This is a genomic window from uncultured Ferrimonas sp. (assembly GCF_947489035.1).
In the GTDB taxonomy this organism is placed as follows: Bacteria; Pseudomonadota; Gammaproteobacteria; order Enterobacterales; family Shewanellaceae; genus Ferrimonas.
Window position 1 is genome coordinate 30,140 of sequence record NZ_CANLCI010000011.1, and the last position, 16,151, is coordinate 46,290.

The 16,151-nt window shown below is 56.4% G+C and carries 10 protein-coding genes and 1 tRNA gene; 6 read left to right on the forward strand and 5 right to left on the reverse strand.

Annotated features, from left to right (window positions below; genetic code table 11):
- The first annotated feature begins 39 nt into the window (after positions 1 to 39).
- From Q0796_RS08630 to Q0796_RS08650, 5 genes are all read left to right on the forward strand, one after another.
- Positions 40 to 126, forward strand: a tRNA-Leu gene (locus tag Q0796_RS08630).
- Between the two features lie 215 nt (positions 127 to 341).
- Positions 342 to 515 carry a hypothetical protein gene (locus Q0796_RS08635; RefSeq protein WP_298441998.1) on the forward strand — a complete coding sequence of 58 codons (174 nt, stop codon included), beginning with the start codon at positions 342 to 344 and terminating at the stop codon, positions 513 to 515.
- Between the two features lie 581 nt (positions 516 to 1,096).
- A complete protein-coding gene (locus Q0796_RS08640; RefSeq protein WP_298441999.1) occupies positions 1,097 to 3,199 on the forward strand; it encodes a bifunctional 2',3'-cyclic-nucleotide 2'-phosphodiesterase/3'-nucleotidase in 2,103 nt (700 codons plus the stop codon).
- Positions 3,200 to 3,626: 427 nt separating this feature from the next.
- Entirely contained in the window at positions 3,627 to 5,036 is a 1,410-nt protein-coding gene (locus Q0796_RS08645; protein ID WP_298442000.1) for an endonuclease/exonuclease/phosphatase family protein, read from the forward strand.
- A 286-nt stretch (positions 5,037 to 5,322) separates the two neighbouring features.
- Positions 5,323 to 7,368: a bifunctional 2',3'-cyclic-nucleotide 2'-phosphodiesterase/3'-nucleotidase gene (locus Q0796_RS08650; RefSeq protein ID WP_298442001.1), complete on the forward strand. Its 2,046-nt coding sequence runs from the start codon at positions 5,323 to 5,325 to the stop codon at positions 7,366 to 7,368.
- Positions 7,369 to 7,631: 263 nt separating this feature from the next.
- On the opposite strand, the gene Q0796_RS08655 is transcribed toward Q0796_RS08650, so the two are convergent.
- A complete protein-coding gene (locus tag Q0796_RS08655; protein ID WP_298442002.1) occupies positions 7,632 to 10,754 on the reverse strand; it encodes a multidrug efflux RND transporter permease subunit in 3,123 nt (1,040 codons plus the stop codon).
- 1 nt (position 10,755) lies between these two features.
- Positions 10,756 to 12,006, reverse strand: coding sequence for an efflux RND transporter periplasmic adaptor subunit (locus Q0796_RS08660; RefSeq protein WP_298442003.1), 1,251 nt, complete (start codon positions 12,004 to 12,006; stop codon positions 10,756 to 10,758).
- Positions 12,007 to 12,153: 147 nt separating this feature from the next.
- Between Q0796_RS08660 and Q0796_RS08665 the strand changes: the two genes are divergently transcribed.
- Positions 12,154 to 13,125, forward strand: coding sequence for a LysR family transcriptional regulator (locus tag Q0796_RS08665; RefSeq protein WP_298442004.1), 972 nt, complete (start codon positions 12,154 to 12,156; stop codon positions 13,123 to 13,125).
- Between the two features lie 714 nt (positions 13,126 to 13,839).
- On the opposite strand, the gene Q0796_RS08670 is transcribed toward Q0796_RS08665, so the two are convergent.
- From Q0796_RS08670 to Q0796_RS08680, 3 genes are all read right to left on the reverse strand, one after another.
- Positions 13,840 to 14,577 (reverse strand): amino acid ABC transporter ATP-binding protein, encoded by a 738-nt coding sequence (locus Q0796_RS08670; RefSeq protein ID WP_298442005.1) that lies wholly within the window; start codon positions 14,575 to 14,577, stop codon positions 13,840 to 13,842.
- 10 nt (positions 14,578 to 14,587) lie between these two features.
- Positions 14,588 to 15,253 carry an amino acid ABC transporter permease gene (locus Q0796_RS08675; RefSeq protein WP_298442007.1) on the reverse strand — a complete coding sequence of 222 codons (666 nt, stop codon included), beginning with the start codon at positions 15,251 to 15,253 and terminating at the stop codon, positions 14,588 to 14,590.
- A gap of 99 nt (positions 15,254 to 15,352) precedes the next feature.
- On the reverse strand, positions 15,353 to 16,111 hold the full coding sequence (locus Q0796_RS08680) for an amino acid ABC transporter substrate-binding protein (protein WP_298442009.1): 759 nt from the start codon (positions 16,109 to 16,111) through the stop codon (positions 15,353 to 15,355).
- Between the last annotated feature and the right edge of the window lie 40 nt (positions 16,112 to 16,151).

Below are 16,151 nucleotides of genomic sequence, written 5' to 3' on the forward strand. Positions count from 1 at the left end.
GCCCTAAGCCAACTTGTGTATATAATTGGCCCCCGTAATGCCGAGGTGGCGGAATTGGTAGACGCAGTGGATTCAAAATCCACCGGTGGTGACACCTTGAGGGTTCAAGTCCCTCTCTCGGTACCAAATTTAGAGAAAGGCCCAGTCGAAAGACTGGGCCTTTCTCGTATCTGCGCTGAATGTGGCGCTCGCGGCAACGTATTTGCCACCTAGGCGGCCCGTGCTTGAACCGGCGACACCAACGGAACAAACCGCGCCCGCCAATCCGCCCCAAAGTGAAACCAAGCCCAGTTTTGACGCCTTAGCGCCAGCGTTGCCAAACCGATGGCCGAGCCCGACGGGTGTTTGCGACCGAAAAAGCCCGCGCGATTGAGGCCAATCTGCTGGAGATCATCGGCCAGTGGAACGCCATTTTAAGCCAGGGGATCAGCGCCGACGAGCTGGCGCTGTTCAAATCCATCCAAACGCGGATGATTGCCAACGCCAGCGCCCACAAAACGCTTCTCTCACGTTAATTGGCGCGCTCAGCCGCCCGCAGCCACGTTGCACGCTTCGGGTTACTGAATGGCACAGCACGCAATGGCGCTGTCGATAAGCCGCGGCTGTTTTGTGTGTGGGGGCGTGGGGGTTCGTGGCTGCTTGGTGGGTGTTTTCTGACCACACACATGGTCAAGATTCGCACACCGATGAGGCTTATCCGACCGTTCCTGTCAGTTATTCACACAAAAAAAATTGCCCGCCGTTCGCGGTGACAATAATTGAACAGACAGGCGATTTCTTCTCCAGTCTGGATATTGCTTTACCCCGGTAACATTTACGAGTGTTCACCTATTTTTCCCCAGCAGAATAAGGTTTTGCTCAGTTTGTCACTAGAAAAGCGTTAAATTTCGAACAATCCCCCCTCTTATTGCTGCTCAAGAAACACCCAACTCAACCATGTGAAAAAATGAAAACACCTGCGAAACCAATCAGAATGCGACTTTAAAGTGTGACCATTGTCACAGCTCATTCATTCGCAAACGATATACTCCGCCGCACCCCAAGTGAAAAATTGTGAACTCTCTGTTCCAATAAAAAGTCAATCAAAGGTGCCGTTGTGAAAAAGAGTCTGATCGCTACTGTTGTTTTGTCCACTCTTGCGTTATCCGCATGTAACTCTGATAACGATAAAACCGTTATTGAACTACCTGAAGAAGCCACAGCACAGCTACGTGTCCTCGAAACCTCTGATATCCATGCCAACGTAATGGATTTCGATTACTACAAAGGCCGCGAAGACATCACCATCGGTTTAGCTCGTACTGCTGCCGTTGTTGCTACGGCTCGTGAAGAAGTAGCCAACACTGTACTGGTCGACAACGGCGACTTGCTGCAAGGCAGCCCTATGGGTGATTTTGTTGCAGCTGAATACAACGAAGATCGTAAATTTGACACCCACCCTGCCCACAAAGTCATGAACACCATGAGCTACGCCGTGGGTAACATCGGTAACCACGAATTCAACTACGGTCTAGAGTTCCTAAAGCGCGCTATCGATAGCGCCGATTTCCCATACATCAACGCCAACGTATTGTGTAAGAGCGATTGCTGGGAAGGGAAATCTGCTGGTGAACCGCTGTTCAAGCCATACGATATTCAGAAAACTGAAATCATTGATGACAATGGCGACAAGCGCACCATCAACATTGGCTACATCGGCTTCGTGCCACCACAGATCCTGCAGTGGGATAAGCAAAACCTAGACGGTAAAGTGGATGTGTTGGGGATCGCACAAGCGGCCAACCTATACATCACAGAAATGAAGAACAAGGGCGCAGATATCATCATCGCCATCCCACACTCTGGTTTGGGTTCTTCAGAGCAACCTTCTGATCTGATGGCAGAAAATGCTACTCACGAACTGAGCTTGATTGACGGCATCGACGCTATCATGTTTGGCCACAGCCACGCGGTATTCCCTGGCTCTACCTTCTCTGGTGACGTGGATAGCCACAACTTAGATTTGACCAAAGGCACCATCAACGGTGTACCAGCAGTAATGCCGGGCCGTTGGGGCGACAACATGGGTCAAGTGGATTTCCAGTTGGCCTTTAAAGACGACAAATGGTCTATCGTCAGCGGTACCGCTGAAGCTCGTTCCATTTACATAAAGAATGAGCAAGGCGATAAAGTTGCCTCTGCTGATGTAGAAGCAAACCCAGAAGTAATCACTGAAGTACAAACTCTGGTTGCAGATGAACACCAAGGGACTCTGGACTACGTGGATGCTCCTATCGGTGAATCTGATGTAGACATGTACAGCTTCCTGGCACTGGTTCAGGACGATCCAACCGTACAGATTGTTGGTGACGCGCAGATCGCTTACATCGAAACCAACCGCAGTGTGTTACCAGAAGCAATTCGCGATCTGCCAGTGCTGTCTGCTGCCGCACCGTTTAAAGCGGGTGGTCGTCACTCCACTAGCAGCGATGCCGACTCTTACGTAGGTGTAGAAAAAGGTCAACTGACTTACAAAAACGCAGCTGACTTGTACCTGTACCCGAACACCGTAGTGGTACTGCAGGTTGAAGGTTCTCACGTTAAGAGCTGGTTGGAATGCTCCGCAAACCAATTCAACCAGATTGACCCTGAAAGCCCTGCAAAACAGGAACTGATCAACTGGGATACTCACCGTACCTATAACTTTGACGTTATTGATGGCGTGACCTACCAGATTGATGTCACCAAGCCAAGCGCCCTTGATGGCGACTGTGCTCCACGCTTGGATGACCAAAGCAACCCAATTCCGCAAGAGCGTATCGTTGACTTGGCTTACACCAATGCCGACGGCATCACCATCACCGGTGAAGAATTTGCTCAGCAGAAGTTCGTTGTTGTTTCCAACAACTACCGTGCCTTCGGTGGCAAGTTCGCCGGAACTGGTGCCGATTTCGTCGTGTACGAAGCACCAGACATGAACCGCGACGCACTGTCTAAGTACATCAGTTCATTTGAAACGGTAGATCCAAGCATCGACAACAACTGGAGCATCAAACCAATCGAATCCAACGTAACTTTGGATATCGAGTTCCCAACTCAAGATAGCGAAATTGCAAATGCCTTTGTTGCAGAGCATGCCGCATACCCAATGGTTAAGAAGACCACTGATGCACTTGGCTTTGCCATCTACAACATCGACCTGACTGCAGCGGGCGAGTAATCCCCCTCCCCCCTGAGTGAATCAACGGCCTCCCTTGGAGGCCGTTTTTTTTGCTCTTTCACAAAATCCCCCAGCGTAACCGTCCGTGTCGCGGGCTCCTTTTTCCCGCTCAACACACCAAACCGCGCCTTGAATCTGGCTCACACAAAAGCGCAAAAATCAGCGCAACCACCGCAAAAATCGCTGTTAAAAAGGTGATCCCCGCCACCCTTGTTAATGGCTTGTACTCAGTTGTGAGCAACTTGCACAATGCGATCTAACTCACATTTCTGTTTTCTCTGTTCCTTATACTCGTGCCCATCTGTGAGCTTCTGTGAATCCGTGTCGCTTGTGGTTCGTTTCCACCTGATGTTGCAGCAGCCACTCCACCAATTTCGTTGTCTTGAGTCTGGTGCCCGCACCGCTCTATCGTCCTGATGAGGTTCTAATGCGCTTTACAAAAACTCTGCTTGCCGCTGCGATCGCCACCACCGTATTAGCCGGTTGTAACGACGACACCACCAACAACACCATTGTGCAGCCAGAGCCAGCACCCGCTACTGACGTTCGTATTGCCAGCTACAACCTGTCTTTTGACCATTCCAACTTTGAAGAGCTGGTTGAAGTAATGGGCCTGACTGCGGCAGAGCAGGACGCATTAGTCGCCGGTTGGGCCGATGGCAGCATCACCGATGATGCTGAGCTGAAGAAAGCGGAAAAAGTCATTCAGATCCGCAACACCGCCACCGTAATTCAGAAAGAGCGCCCCGCGGTTCTGTTGATGAAAGAGTTCAACAACGACGGCACCGGTGAAGACCAGACCGCACTGAACGGCTTCCGCAGCAACTACTTAGCGGTGCCACAGCAGTTCGAAGGCGCAGCACTCGAGCCAATCCTGTTTGATTTCGCGCGCAGCTACGCCACCAACACCGGCCTCAACAGCGGCTTGGATCTGGACAACGACAACGACGGCAGCACCACCAATCCGGGTGATTCATACGGCTTTGGCTTCTTCCACGGTCAATACGCCTTTGCGCTGTTGTCGCAGTACCCAATTGATGACACCAACACCCGTACTTTCCAAAAGTTCCTGTGGAAAGACATGCCGAACGCCATCAACCCTGCAGTTAACTGTAACGAAGGCAACGACGCCACTTGGTGTAACGACGCCACTTGGTTCAGTGCTGAAGAATGGGATGCAGTACGCCTGTCCTCTAAGAACCACGTTGATGTGCCCGTCATGCTGCCAAACGGCAACAACGTGCACTTGTTGCTGTCGCACCCAACCCCACCAATCTTTGATAAAGGCGAAGAAGCGCCGTACAACAAGGATCACAACGCCGCTGAAATTCAGTTCTGGAACGACTACATCGACGGCGAAAGCTACATCGTGGACGACGCCGGCGTGAGCGGTGGCTTGCCTAATGGTGACAGCTTCATTGTGATGGGCGACTTGAACGCCGATCCAATCAAAGGCGACGGTCACCGCGATGTGATTGCGGCACTGATGAACGACGACCAAGTGAACACCATGGCCACCACCGGCGTATACGCGCCGAAATCCTACGGTGCCCAAGAGTGTGTCGTTCAAGGCGCCACCACCGAGTGTCGTGAAGACAACGCCGACACCGAATTCCCAGCCCGCGCCACCTCCACTTCCGGTCTGCGTCTGGATCACGTGATCCCATCACAGGATCTGAACGTGGTGGACTCCGGCGTATTCTGGCCAGCCAGCTTCGAAGATGGTCGCATCCTGATGAACGACGACCGCCTGACGCTGATCGACAAATGGAACCCAGGCGTAGGTAAAAACGTCAGCTCCGATCACCGCATGGTGTGGATCGAACTGGAGCTGTAATTGCCGTAACTCGGCCAATCACAACTCGCGAACGAACGGCTTCCTACGGGAGGCCGTTTTTTTTGGGCGGCCACCAGCGTGTGGCCTCGGCGCCGTTGGCTCGCCCCACAGCACAAGTGGCTGCCATTGGCGCCGCACTGGGGTTTTTCCGCTACTGGCGCTATACTCCGCGCCGCTTCGGCGCCGCTGACCAAGGCTTCCCACGGGGAAGCCTTTTTACTGGCAGCCACACTCAGCCGATCCGGCACCAACTAAGATAACCACACGCTGTTTACTAGGAATCACCATGAATAAGCTCCCCCTCAGTCTGGCCCTTGCCTGTGGCGTCCTTAGCGGCTGCCAAAGCCAAACAGAAGCCCCAACGGTTACCGCCCAGTTGCGGATCTTAGAAACCTCCGACATCCACGCCAATGTGATGGATTACGACTACTACCAAGGCCGCGACGATCTGACCATCGGCTTGGTGCGCACCGCCGCCATGCTGGCAGCGGCCCGCAGCGAAGTCAGCAACTCGGTGTTGGTGGACAACGGCGACTTGATCCAAGGCTCGCCCATGGGCGACTACTTTGCCGCCGCCAATAAAGGCAAGGCGTTTGCGGTGCACCCTGCCCACCGTGCTATGAACACCATGGGCTACGCCGTGGGTAACTTGGGCAACCACGAATTTAACTACGGCCTCGACTTCCTGCAGCAGGCGATTGACGGGGCTCAGTTCCCTTACATCAACGCCAACGTGGTGTGTAACGTTGATTGCGGTGGCAAAGCCCAAGGCGAGCAGCTGTTTACGCCGTACCGCATCATCGCCACCGAGATCACCGCCAATGACGGCTCGCGCCATCAGTTGAACATCGGTTACATCGGCTTTGTGCCGCCGCAAATTATGCTGTGGGACAAACGCAACCTCACCGCCGCCAATGGCGAGCCACGAGTCACGGTAATGGGCATTGTCGACGCGGCGCAGAAATTTGTGCCGCAGATGCAGGCCGAGGGCGCGGATCTGATCATCGCCATCCCTCACTCCGGTGTTGGCAGCAGCAGTAACCCAACCGACGCTGGCGCGGAAAACGCCGTCCATGCCCTCACCACGGTGGCGGGCATTGATGCCATCCTGTTTGGCCACAGCCACTCGGTATTCCCATCCCAGCGCTTTGCCAGCCAAGCCGCCAGCCACAACATGGATCTGGCCAAAGGCACCATCAACGGCGTGGCCGCCGTGATGCCGGGCCGCTGGGGCGACAACCTTGGCCAAATTGACCTCACCCTGCGTCAACAAAACGGCCAGTGGCAGGTGGTGGACTCGCAATCCCAAGCGCGCGCTATCTACCTGAAAAACGATCAAGGCAAAAAGGTGGCCGCCACCGAGGTAACCCGCCACCAAGCCCGTTCAGCGCAGCTGCGAGCGCTGCTGGCAAGCGAGCACCACGCCACCATCGATTACGTCAATGCGCCGCTGGGGCAATCCAGCGCCGACATGTTCAGCTTCCTGTCGCTGGTGCAGGACGATCCCACCATGCAGATCGTCTCTAACGCCCAGCTGGCCTACGCCGAACAACACTTAGCCCCCGCCCTGCGCGGCATGCCGGTGCTGTCGGCCGTGGCCCCCTTTAAAGCCGGTGGCCGCCACAGCACCCTCGCCGACGCCGACAGCTACACCCAAGTGGCCAAGGGTCAGTTAACGGTGAAAAGCGCCGCCGACTTGTACCTGTACCCTAATACGCTGGTGGCGCTGAAAGTCACTGGCGCCGAGGTAAAACAGTGGCTGGAGTGCTCCGCCAACCAGTTTAACCAGATCGATCCCAGCAGCCGCGCGCCACAAGCGCTGATCAACTGGAATGGTCACCGCACCTATAACTTCGACGTGATTGATGGGGTGAGCTACCAGTGGGATCTGACCCAGCCAAGCCGCTACAACGGCGAGTGTGAACAGGTCAGCGACGGCAACCGCGTGGTTAACCTGAGCTACCGCGATGGCAACGGTAAGGTGATCCGCGGCGACCAGTTCGCCCAGCAGCCGTTTGTGGTGATCACCAACAACTACCGCGCCTTTGGTGGCAGCTTTGCCGGCACCGGCGGTGATTTTATCGCCCAAGAGTTTCCCGACATGAACCGCGATGCGGTCGCCGCCTACATCAAGGCCAATCAGCAGGTGGATCCCAGCGCCGACAACAACTGGTCATTCGCGCCCATTAACGGCCAAGTGGATGTGCACTTTGAAACCCAACACAGCGCCATCGCCGCCGCGTTCATTAAGGCCAACCAAGCCAAGCCGATGACCCAAGTCGGCCAAGATGAATTGGGCTTTGCGGTGTACCGCCTCGACATGAGCCAATAACACTCGCTGACAACCTAGGGCGGGATTGAGCCCGCGACTACGTAACAGCAGCGACTCAACCGCGACCCCCAAGCGGGCACAGCACCAAAAAAAACGGCTTCCCTTGGGAAGCCGTTTTGACGAGGTTTCAGCGCCAAGTCACTTGGGCACCGGACTTGGTTTATTGCCGCTTCCCGTTGGCCTAAACGCCAATCAGTGAACGACAAGTGGCGGGCTGAACCACCTGCGGTTGGCGGGTTAGGCAGTCGCCAACCGCAAAACCATTAACTGCGGCGACGCAGCAGGTAATAGAACACAGGGGTCAGCACCAAGCCGAACAGGGTGACCCCAATCATGCCGGAGAACACCGCCACCCCCATCGCTTGGCGCATCTCCGCGCCCGCGCCGGTCGACAGCACCATCGGCACCACCCCCATAATGAAGGCGATGGAGGTCATCAAAATCGGCCGCAGACGCAAGCGCCCCGCTTCTTTGATCGCCTCGACCACGCTCATGCCCTGCTGTTGCAGCTCTTTGGCGAATTCGACAATCAAGATGGCGTTCTTGGTTGCCAGCCCCACCAGCACAATAAAGCCGATCTGGGTAAAGATGTTGTTGTCGCCGCCCCAGAGGATCACCCCGGTCATGGCGCTCAGCAGCGTCATCGGTACGATCAGGATGATCGCCAACGGCAAGCTGAAGCTCTCGTAGGTGGCCGCCAGCACTAAGAACACCAACAGCACCACCAGTGGGAACACCAACAAGGCGGTGTTACCGGCGAGGATCTGCTGATAGGTCAGCTCGGTCCACTCGTAGCTCATGCCCACCGGCAGCGTCTCGTCCAAGATCTTCTCGATCGCGGCGCGAGCCTGACCCGAAGAGTAACCCGGTGCCGGTGCGGCGTTGATCTCGGCGGTGGCAAAGCCGTTGTAGTGCATCACCCGATCCGGCCCAGCGCTGTGATTAACGCTTAAGAACGAACCCAGCGGGATCATCTCCCCTGCTTGGTTACGCACCTTCAACTGGCCAATCTGATCGGGTTCTTGCCGATACGGATCTTCGGCCTGCACGTTAACCTGATAGGTACGGCCAAACTGGTTGAAATCGTTAACGTACAGCGAGCCTAAGTAGGCCTGCATGGTGGTAAACACCTCATCGATGCTGACCCCTTGGCTTTTGGCCTTAACCCGATCCAAGTCCACGTCCAGTTGCGGCACGTTCACTTGGAAGCTGGTGAAGATCCCCGTCAGCTCTGGCGCCGCCCACGACTTACCAATCACCTGCTGGCTAACGGCGTACAGCTCTTCGTAACCTAAGTTGCCACGATCTTCGATCTGCAAGCGGAAGCCACCAATGGTGCCCAGCCCCTGTACCGGCGGCGGCGGGAAGATCGCCACAAAGGCTTCTTGGATAGAGCCAAACTGGCTGTTCAGCTGCCCCGCAATGGCGTGGGCCGACAATGCCTCGGTGGTGCGCTGCTCAAACGGCTTCAAGGTCACAAAGACGATGCCGCTGTTGGAGCTGTTGGTAAAGCCGTTGATGCTCAGGCCGGGGAACGCCACCGCACTCTCTACCCCTGGGTGCGCCAAGGCAATCGAGGACATGTCGCGGATCACCGCTTCGGTGCGATCCAGCGAGGCCGCATCCGGCAACTGCGCGAACGACACCAGATACATCTTGTCCTGCCCCGGCACGTAACCGGTTGGGGTGGTTTCAAACTGGTGGTAGGTCAGCCCCAACAAGCCAGCGTACAGCACCACAATGATGCCGCTCATGCGGATCAGCTTAGCGATGCCGTTGGTGTACCCCCGTGCCGCGCGGTTAAATAGGCGGTTAAACGGGGCAAACAACCAGCGGCCAAACAGCGCGTCGATGCCACGGCTCAGCCAATCTTTTTTGGCGCCTTCGCCTTTGAGCAACAGCGCCGACAGCGCCGGGCTTAGGGTTAACGAGTTGATGGCCGAGATCACCGTCGAGATGGTGATGGTTAAGGCAAACTGCTTGTAGAACTGACCCGTTAAGCCAGACATGAACGCGGTTGGGATAAACACCGCCGCCAGCACCAAGGTGGTGGCCACAATCGGCCCGGTCACCTCTTTCATCGCTTGCTCGGTGGCCTGCATCGGGCTTAAGCCTTCGCCTAAGTTACGTTCGACGTTTTCCACCACCACAATGGCGTCGTCCACCACGATGCCGATGGCCAACACCAAGCCAAACAGCGACAGCGCGTTAAAGGAGAAGCCCAGCAGGTGCATGATGGCAAAGGTGCCCACCAAAGACACCGGCACCGCCACCAAGGGGATCAGCGAAGCGCGCCAGGTTTGCAAAAACAGCACCACCACCAGCACCACCAGCAGCACCGCTTCAAATAGGGTCTTGATCACCGCTTCGATGGAGCCGCGCACAAATACGGTCGGATCGTAGACGATGGAATAATCCATCCCCTGCGGGAAGCTCTGCTTCAGCTCGGCCATGGTGGCGCGCACGTCATCGGAGATCTGGATGGCGTTCGAGCCAGGCGCTTGGAAGATCGGCAAGGCCACCGCGGGCTTGTTATCCAGTAACGAGCGCAGCGAGTAGGAGTTCGAGCCCAGCTCTAACCGTGCCACGTCTTTTAGGCGGCTGATCTGGCCATCCTCACCCACTTTAATGACGATGTCGCCAAACTCCTCCTCGTTGGCCAAACGCCCTTTAACGTTAATCAGCCACTGGAAGTCGCTGTCGCCGCTGGGCTGTGCCCCCAACGATCCCGCCGCCGCTTGCTGGTTTTGCTCGCGGATGGCAGCGATGATGTCGCTGGGGTTCAGCTGCAACGCCGCCACTTTGTCGGGGTTTAGCCACACTCGCATCGAGAACTCACCAGCGCCAAACAGGCGTACGTCACCCACGCCGCCAATGCGCGCCAGCTCGTCCTTCACCTTTAAATTGGCGTAGTTGGACAGATACAGCATGTCGTAGCGATCGTCCGGCGAGGTGATGTGCACCACCATGGTTAAGTCCGGCGACGATTTCTCGGTTACCACCCCTAAACGCTGCACCTCTTGCGGCAACCGTGGGGTCGCTCGCGCCACGCGGTTTTGCACCAAGGTTTGGGCGTCGTCGGCGTCGGTGCCGATGGCAAAGGTCAGGGTTAGGGTCATGCGGCCATCGGCGGTGGCCTGGGACGACATGTACAGCAAGTCTTCAACGCCGTTGATCGCCAGCTCCAGCGGCGTTGCCACGGTATCGGCGATCACCTTGGGGTTGGCGCCGGGGTAGTTGGCGGTCACCACCACCGTGGGCGGCACCACTTCGGGGTATTCGGTGATCGGCATCTGCCACACCGAGATGGCACCGGCGATGAAGATCAGCAGCGATAGCACCGCGGCGAAGATCGGCCGCCGGATAAAGAAACTGGAGAAAGACATCTTAGCCACCGGTTACGTTACGCTCGCCCGCTTGGGCGATGGTTAGGGCTTGATTGGCGGCGTCCACACGGGCTTGCATGGTCGCCAGTTGTTGCTGTTGCGCGGCACTGGCCATCGCCACCGCTTCGGCATTGACCGTTACGCCTGGGCGCACCCGCTGCAGGCCATTGACGATGATGCGTTCACCGGCGCTCAGGCCACTGCGGATGATGCGCAAACCATTGAGTTTTTCGCCCATCACCACGGGACGGTAGTGAACGCTGTTCTGGCCATCCACCACCAACACAAACTTGTTGTTCAAGTCGGTGCCAATGGCCTTGTCGTCAATCAAGATGCCGTCGTAACTGGCGCTGCCAGACAGACGAATGCGGGCAAACAGCCCCGGCACAAACTGATCGCGCTCGTTGGCAAACACCGCGCGGCCACGAATGGTGCCGGTGGCGGGATTGACTTGGTTGTCGATAAAGTCGATCACCCCTTGGTGGCCAAAATCGCGTTCGTTGGCCAGCGCCATCTGCACCGGCTGTTGCACATCGCGGGCGCTCGGGCGGCTGCCCTCGTTGGCTAAGCGGATGTACTTCAGGTAGGTCTGCTCGTCGGCATCAAAGTAAGCGTACACCTTGTCGGTGGACACCAAGCGGGTGAGCACGTTTTGACCGGCCGCGACGTAGTTGCCACGGGTGACGTTGGCGCGAGAGATGCGGCCACTGATGGGGGCGCGCACGGTGGTGTAGCTTAAGTTCAGCTCGGCCAGATCCAACGAGGCCTGCACCGACGCCAATTGCGCCTTGGCTTGCGCCAAGGTGGTTTGGCGTTGATCAAACAGCTCTTCAGAGATGGAGGCGCTGCCTTTGAGGGCACGGGCGCGATCAAAGCTCTGCTGCGCCAGTTGCAGCTGCGCTTGGGCGTCGAGGCGCTGCGCTTGCAGGCGGTTCAATTCCATCTGAAACGGCTTGGCGTCGATGTAAAACAGCGGCTGCCCCGCTTGCACCAGCGCCCCTTCACTGAAGGCGATGGCGTCGATGTAACCGGACACCCGTGGCCGCAGTTCAACCTGCTCTGGCGCTTGCAGACGGCCAGTAAATTCATCCCACTCGGTTAGGCGCTGGCTTAACACTTCGGCCACCGACACCGTCGGTGCCATTGGCGCCGCCGCTGGGGGCGCGGCGGGCTCATCACTGCAGGCACTCAGCCCCAATATCATGCTGGTTAGCAGCGCGGTGCTAACCCAATGTCGACTCAAAAATTTCATTCTTAGGTGCCTTAAGAAACGGATAGGGGGCGCAGTATGCCGACGGCAAAACCATAAAAATAATTATTTATTGATATAAGTAACATTCACCAAAATGATATGATTGAAATTCGAACCGATAATCGACCCTGTTACTGAGTTATCTCGATGAAAAGTCAGGAATTAAATTTGATCGTGGTGTTTGACGCCATCATGACCGAAGGCTCCATCACCCGCGCCGCCGAGCGCTTGGCGCTGTCGCAACCGGCGGTATCCAACGCCTTAAGCCGCATGCGCCAGCAGTGGCAAGACGAGCTGTTTGTGAAAGATGGCCGCGGCATCGCCCCCACCCTATACGCCCGTAATCTGTGGCAGCAGATCCGCGAACCGCTGCAACAGTTGGAACAGGCAATGGACAATCAAGAGTTTGATCCGGCCAGCGCCCAGCGCACCTTTCGCATCGCGGTGCCCGATGCGGTGGTCGACATCGTCTGGCCAGCACTGCGACGGTTAATTGAAACCCAAGCGCCGGGGATCAACGTGCACGCGGTGCCCTACACCATCATCAACGCCGATTCGGTGCTGATCGACGCCGAAGTGGATATGGTGATTGGCGGTGGCGCGCCCGAGGTGCACGCCTCGGTCTTACGCTCGATGTACGTGTATCGCCCCAGCTACGTGGTGGTGATGCGACTGGGTCATCCGCTGGCAACGGCGCCGATGACGCTGCAACAGTTTGCCGAGGCGGATCATTTGCTGGTGTCGCTGTCTGGCGACAGCTTTGGGGTCACCGATCGGGCACTGGCCGAGCACAACATCGAACGGCGGGTAGCGATGACGGTCAACCACTTCGCGGTGGTGCCGAAAGTCCTCAAACAAAGCGATCTGATCGCCATTGTGCCCTCCACCACCATCGAAGACGCCATCTTCGAACGGCAACTGGCGGTGCAGGCGCCGCCACTGCCGCTGGAAGCGACGCCACTGACCTGTACCTGGCACAAACGCCAAGATCACGATCAAGGCTTACAATGGCTGCGGGATAACGTCATCGCACTGGTGCGCGCCCACAGCGAGCAACACAATCTTCGCCTCGAAGCCCTGTGCAGTCAGTATCGGATCTGCCCCGAACAAGCCGATTAACCACATAAACCGCTGCCTTAACGCCACCCCCCATCAGCAAACGAAAAGGCTGTGTACCAATTAGCTGTTGAACTTATTGTGCATGACCAGCTGCGGCATAAAGGTCATTGCCGGGACCGCCCGGCGGCGGGCAAGGGACTCGTCCCTTTGCAATCCCGACCGCCTCCGAGTGACGACAGCCCCTCGTTCTCGCAGCATTACGTTGCAGCAACGGCCAGATGCGCCATCCATGGCTTAACTGGCCTCTGCGGCATCCTGCCTTCGGCTTTACTTCATCACTGCTTCACTCGGCGTCACCAAGTCGGCCTAAAACCCTCATCGTCCGCCGAACAAATCACCGTGAGAACGACGCCGCACTTGCGCTATTGCCGCATCGCAGCGTTGAGCGGTGTACTGCAAAATGAGGTTGAGCAACAGGATGTTGCCAGTGCATCGCTAAGCCATGGATAGCGCATCGAAGCCGTGCCGAATGGCGCAGTGCAAGGAGCGAAAGTTGACGCTGTGCTAAGACAATGGGATCCCAAAGGGAGGATCCCCCCTCTTTTCTACGAGTTAGTGTGCCGTCGCCACTGCGACATAAGCACTTGAAAGCAGTGCCATCGAAGCTCGCCGCAGGCGACAATAGCTACCGCGCAGCAACGCCAACAGTTAACTAATACACAGCCAACCAAAAGGCGCCCGAAGGCGCCTTTTTTAGGCCATCGCAAGCCGATATCAGTGTTTCAGCGCCCGCGCCAAAAACTGGCGGGTGCGGGGATCTTGCGGGTTCTCGAACAGCTGCGCTGGTGGCCCCTGTTCAACGATGCGACCGCCTTCCATAAACACCACCCGATCGGCAATCTCGCGAGCGAACTGCATCTCGTGGGTAACGATGATCATCGTTTGCCGCCGCTGCGCCAGTTGCTTGATCAGCCCCAGCACTTCATCCACCCATTCAGGATCGAGCGCCGAGGTGGGCTCATCAAACAGGATCACTTTCGAGTGCGCTGCCATGGCACGGCCAATGCCCACCCGCTGCTGCTGGCCACCGGATAACGCCGACGGATAGGCGTTGGCCCGATCCCCAAGGCCGATGTCGTTTAAGATCGCCTGCGCTTCAGCATGGGCTTTCTCTTTCGGCTGCCCCCAAACGGTGATCAGCCCTTCGGCGATGTTTTCCAACGCGGTTTTGTTGGCAAACAGGGCGTAGTTTTGAAACACAAAGGCGGCGCGTTTACGCAGCTCGATGATCGCCTTTTGACTGCGCTCGCTCGCCTTAACCTGATGGCCATCGATTTCGATGCTGCCTTGGGTCGGGGTTTCTAAGAAGTTAATGCAGCGCAGCAAGGTGGATTTGCCGGTGCCCGAAGGCCCAATCACCGCCACGATCTCCCCTTGCTTGATGTTCAGATCAATACCATCAAGTACGGTGTTATCGCCGAAACGTTTGCTTAAATTTGATAGCGTTAACATCAATAACTCCTCAGTAGGCCGCGTTTAAACGCTGTTCCAGTTTGGTTTGCACAAAGGTGAAAAACACCACCACCACCCAGTAGATCAAGGCCACCGCCATAAAGCTTTCGAAGAAGCGGAAGCTGGATGAGGCTTCCATCTGCGCTTTGGCCATGATCTCGGTTACCCCAAGGGTGAACGCCAACGAGGTGCTTTTGATCATGTCGATGAAGTAGTTCATCAACGACGGCAAGGCGATGCGCGACGCCTGCGGCAAAATAATGCGCCGCATCGCTTGTAAGCGGGTCATGCCGATGGCCATTGCCGCTTCGGTTTGGTGGCTGGCAATGCCGTTAATGGCGGCGCGGATCGATTCGGCCATGTACGCCGAAAAGTGCAGCGACAAACCGATAATGGCGATGGTAAAGGCATCGATCCCCGCCAGCGCCGGAATGACCTGCGGCAAGCCGTAGTACAGCAAAAACAGCTGCACCAATAACGGTGTGCCCCGAAAGAACGAGATATGCAGCCGCGCCAACGGATCCAACACTGGCACCGTAAACACCCGCACCAACGCCAGGGCCAAGGCCATTACCAATGCCAGCGCAAAGCCTATCAACGCCATCTCCATGGTAATACCAAGGTACTTCAGCAAGATGGGCAGCAGGTTAACGGTGTAGTCCAGATCTAGGGCCATCGCGGCCTCCTAAAAAAATCACGCCAAAACGAGCGCTGTCTACAAACTAAGACGTCCACCGCAGGCGGTGGACGCAAAAATATTCAAACTCGGTGGAATTTAGTGGCTGCTGATATCCGCGTTAAACCACTTTTGCGAGATTTTGCTTAGGCTACCATCGGCTTTCATCGCCGTTAATGCCGCATCCACTTCGTCGCGCAATTTAATCTGCGCTGGGGTGTTCAAAAACGGCAGGGCGTTTTCGATGGTTTGGAACGGTTCGCCCGCCAACTGCAGCGGCAGCGGCGACTCTTTGATCAACTGCGCCGAAGAAACGCGGTCCATCACAAAGGCATCCATCCGTCCCAGCGCCACATCTTGTTCGATGTTGGTGTCGTAAGTCACGATGGTGATCTGCTCGGCGTTCGGCTGCTTACGCAGGATCTCTTCAAAGTTAGAGCCTAAGTTCACCGCCACTTTCTTACCGGACAGATCCGCCACGCTTTGAATGCTGTTGTTGCCACGACGCACGGTCAGCTGGGCGCCGTCGTAGACGTAAGGCTGGCTAAAGGCGTACTTGGCTAAGCGGGTTGGGTTGATGGTGATCTGGTTGGAGATGGTGTCGACTCGGCCGGTTTCCAGCATGCCAAACAACCCCGAGAACGACGCGGTAATGAACTCCACTTGGTAGTCATTACGCTTGGCGATCTCTTGCCACATATCCACTTCAAAGCCTTGCAGCTGATCATTCTTAGAGAAAGTGAACGGGAAATAACGACCGCTCATGCCGACTTTAACTTCCTGTGCCGCTTGAGCCGCGCCAGCCAACATCGACAACCCTGCAGCGAGAACCGCTAATTTTTGTGCTTTAGACAACATATCCATGCTCCAACAAAATCTTTGATGGGCGGATTATGCG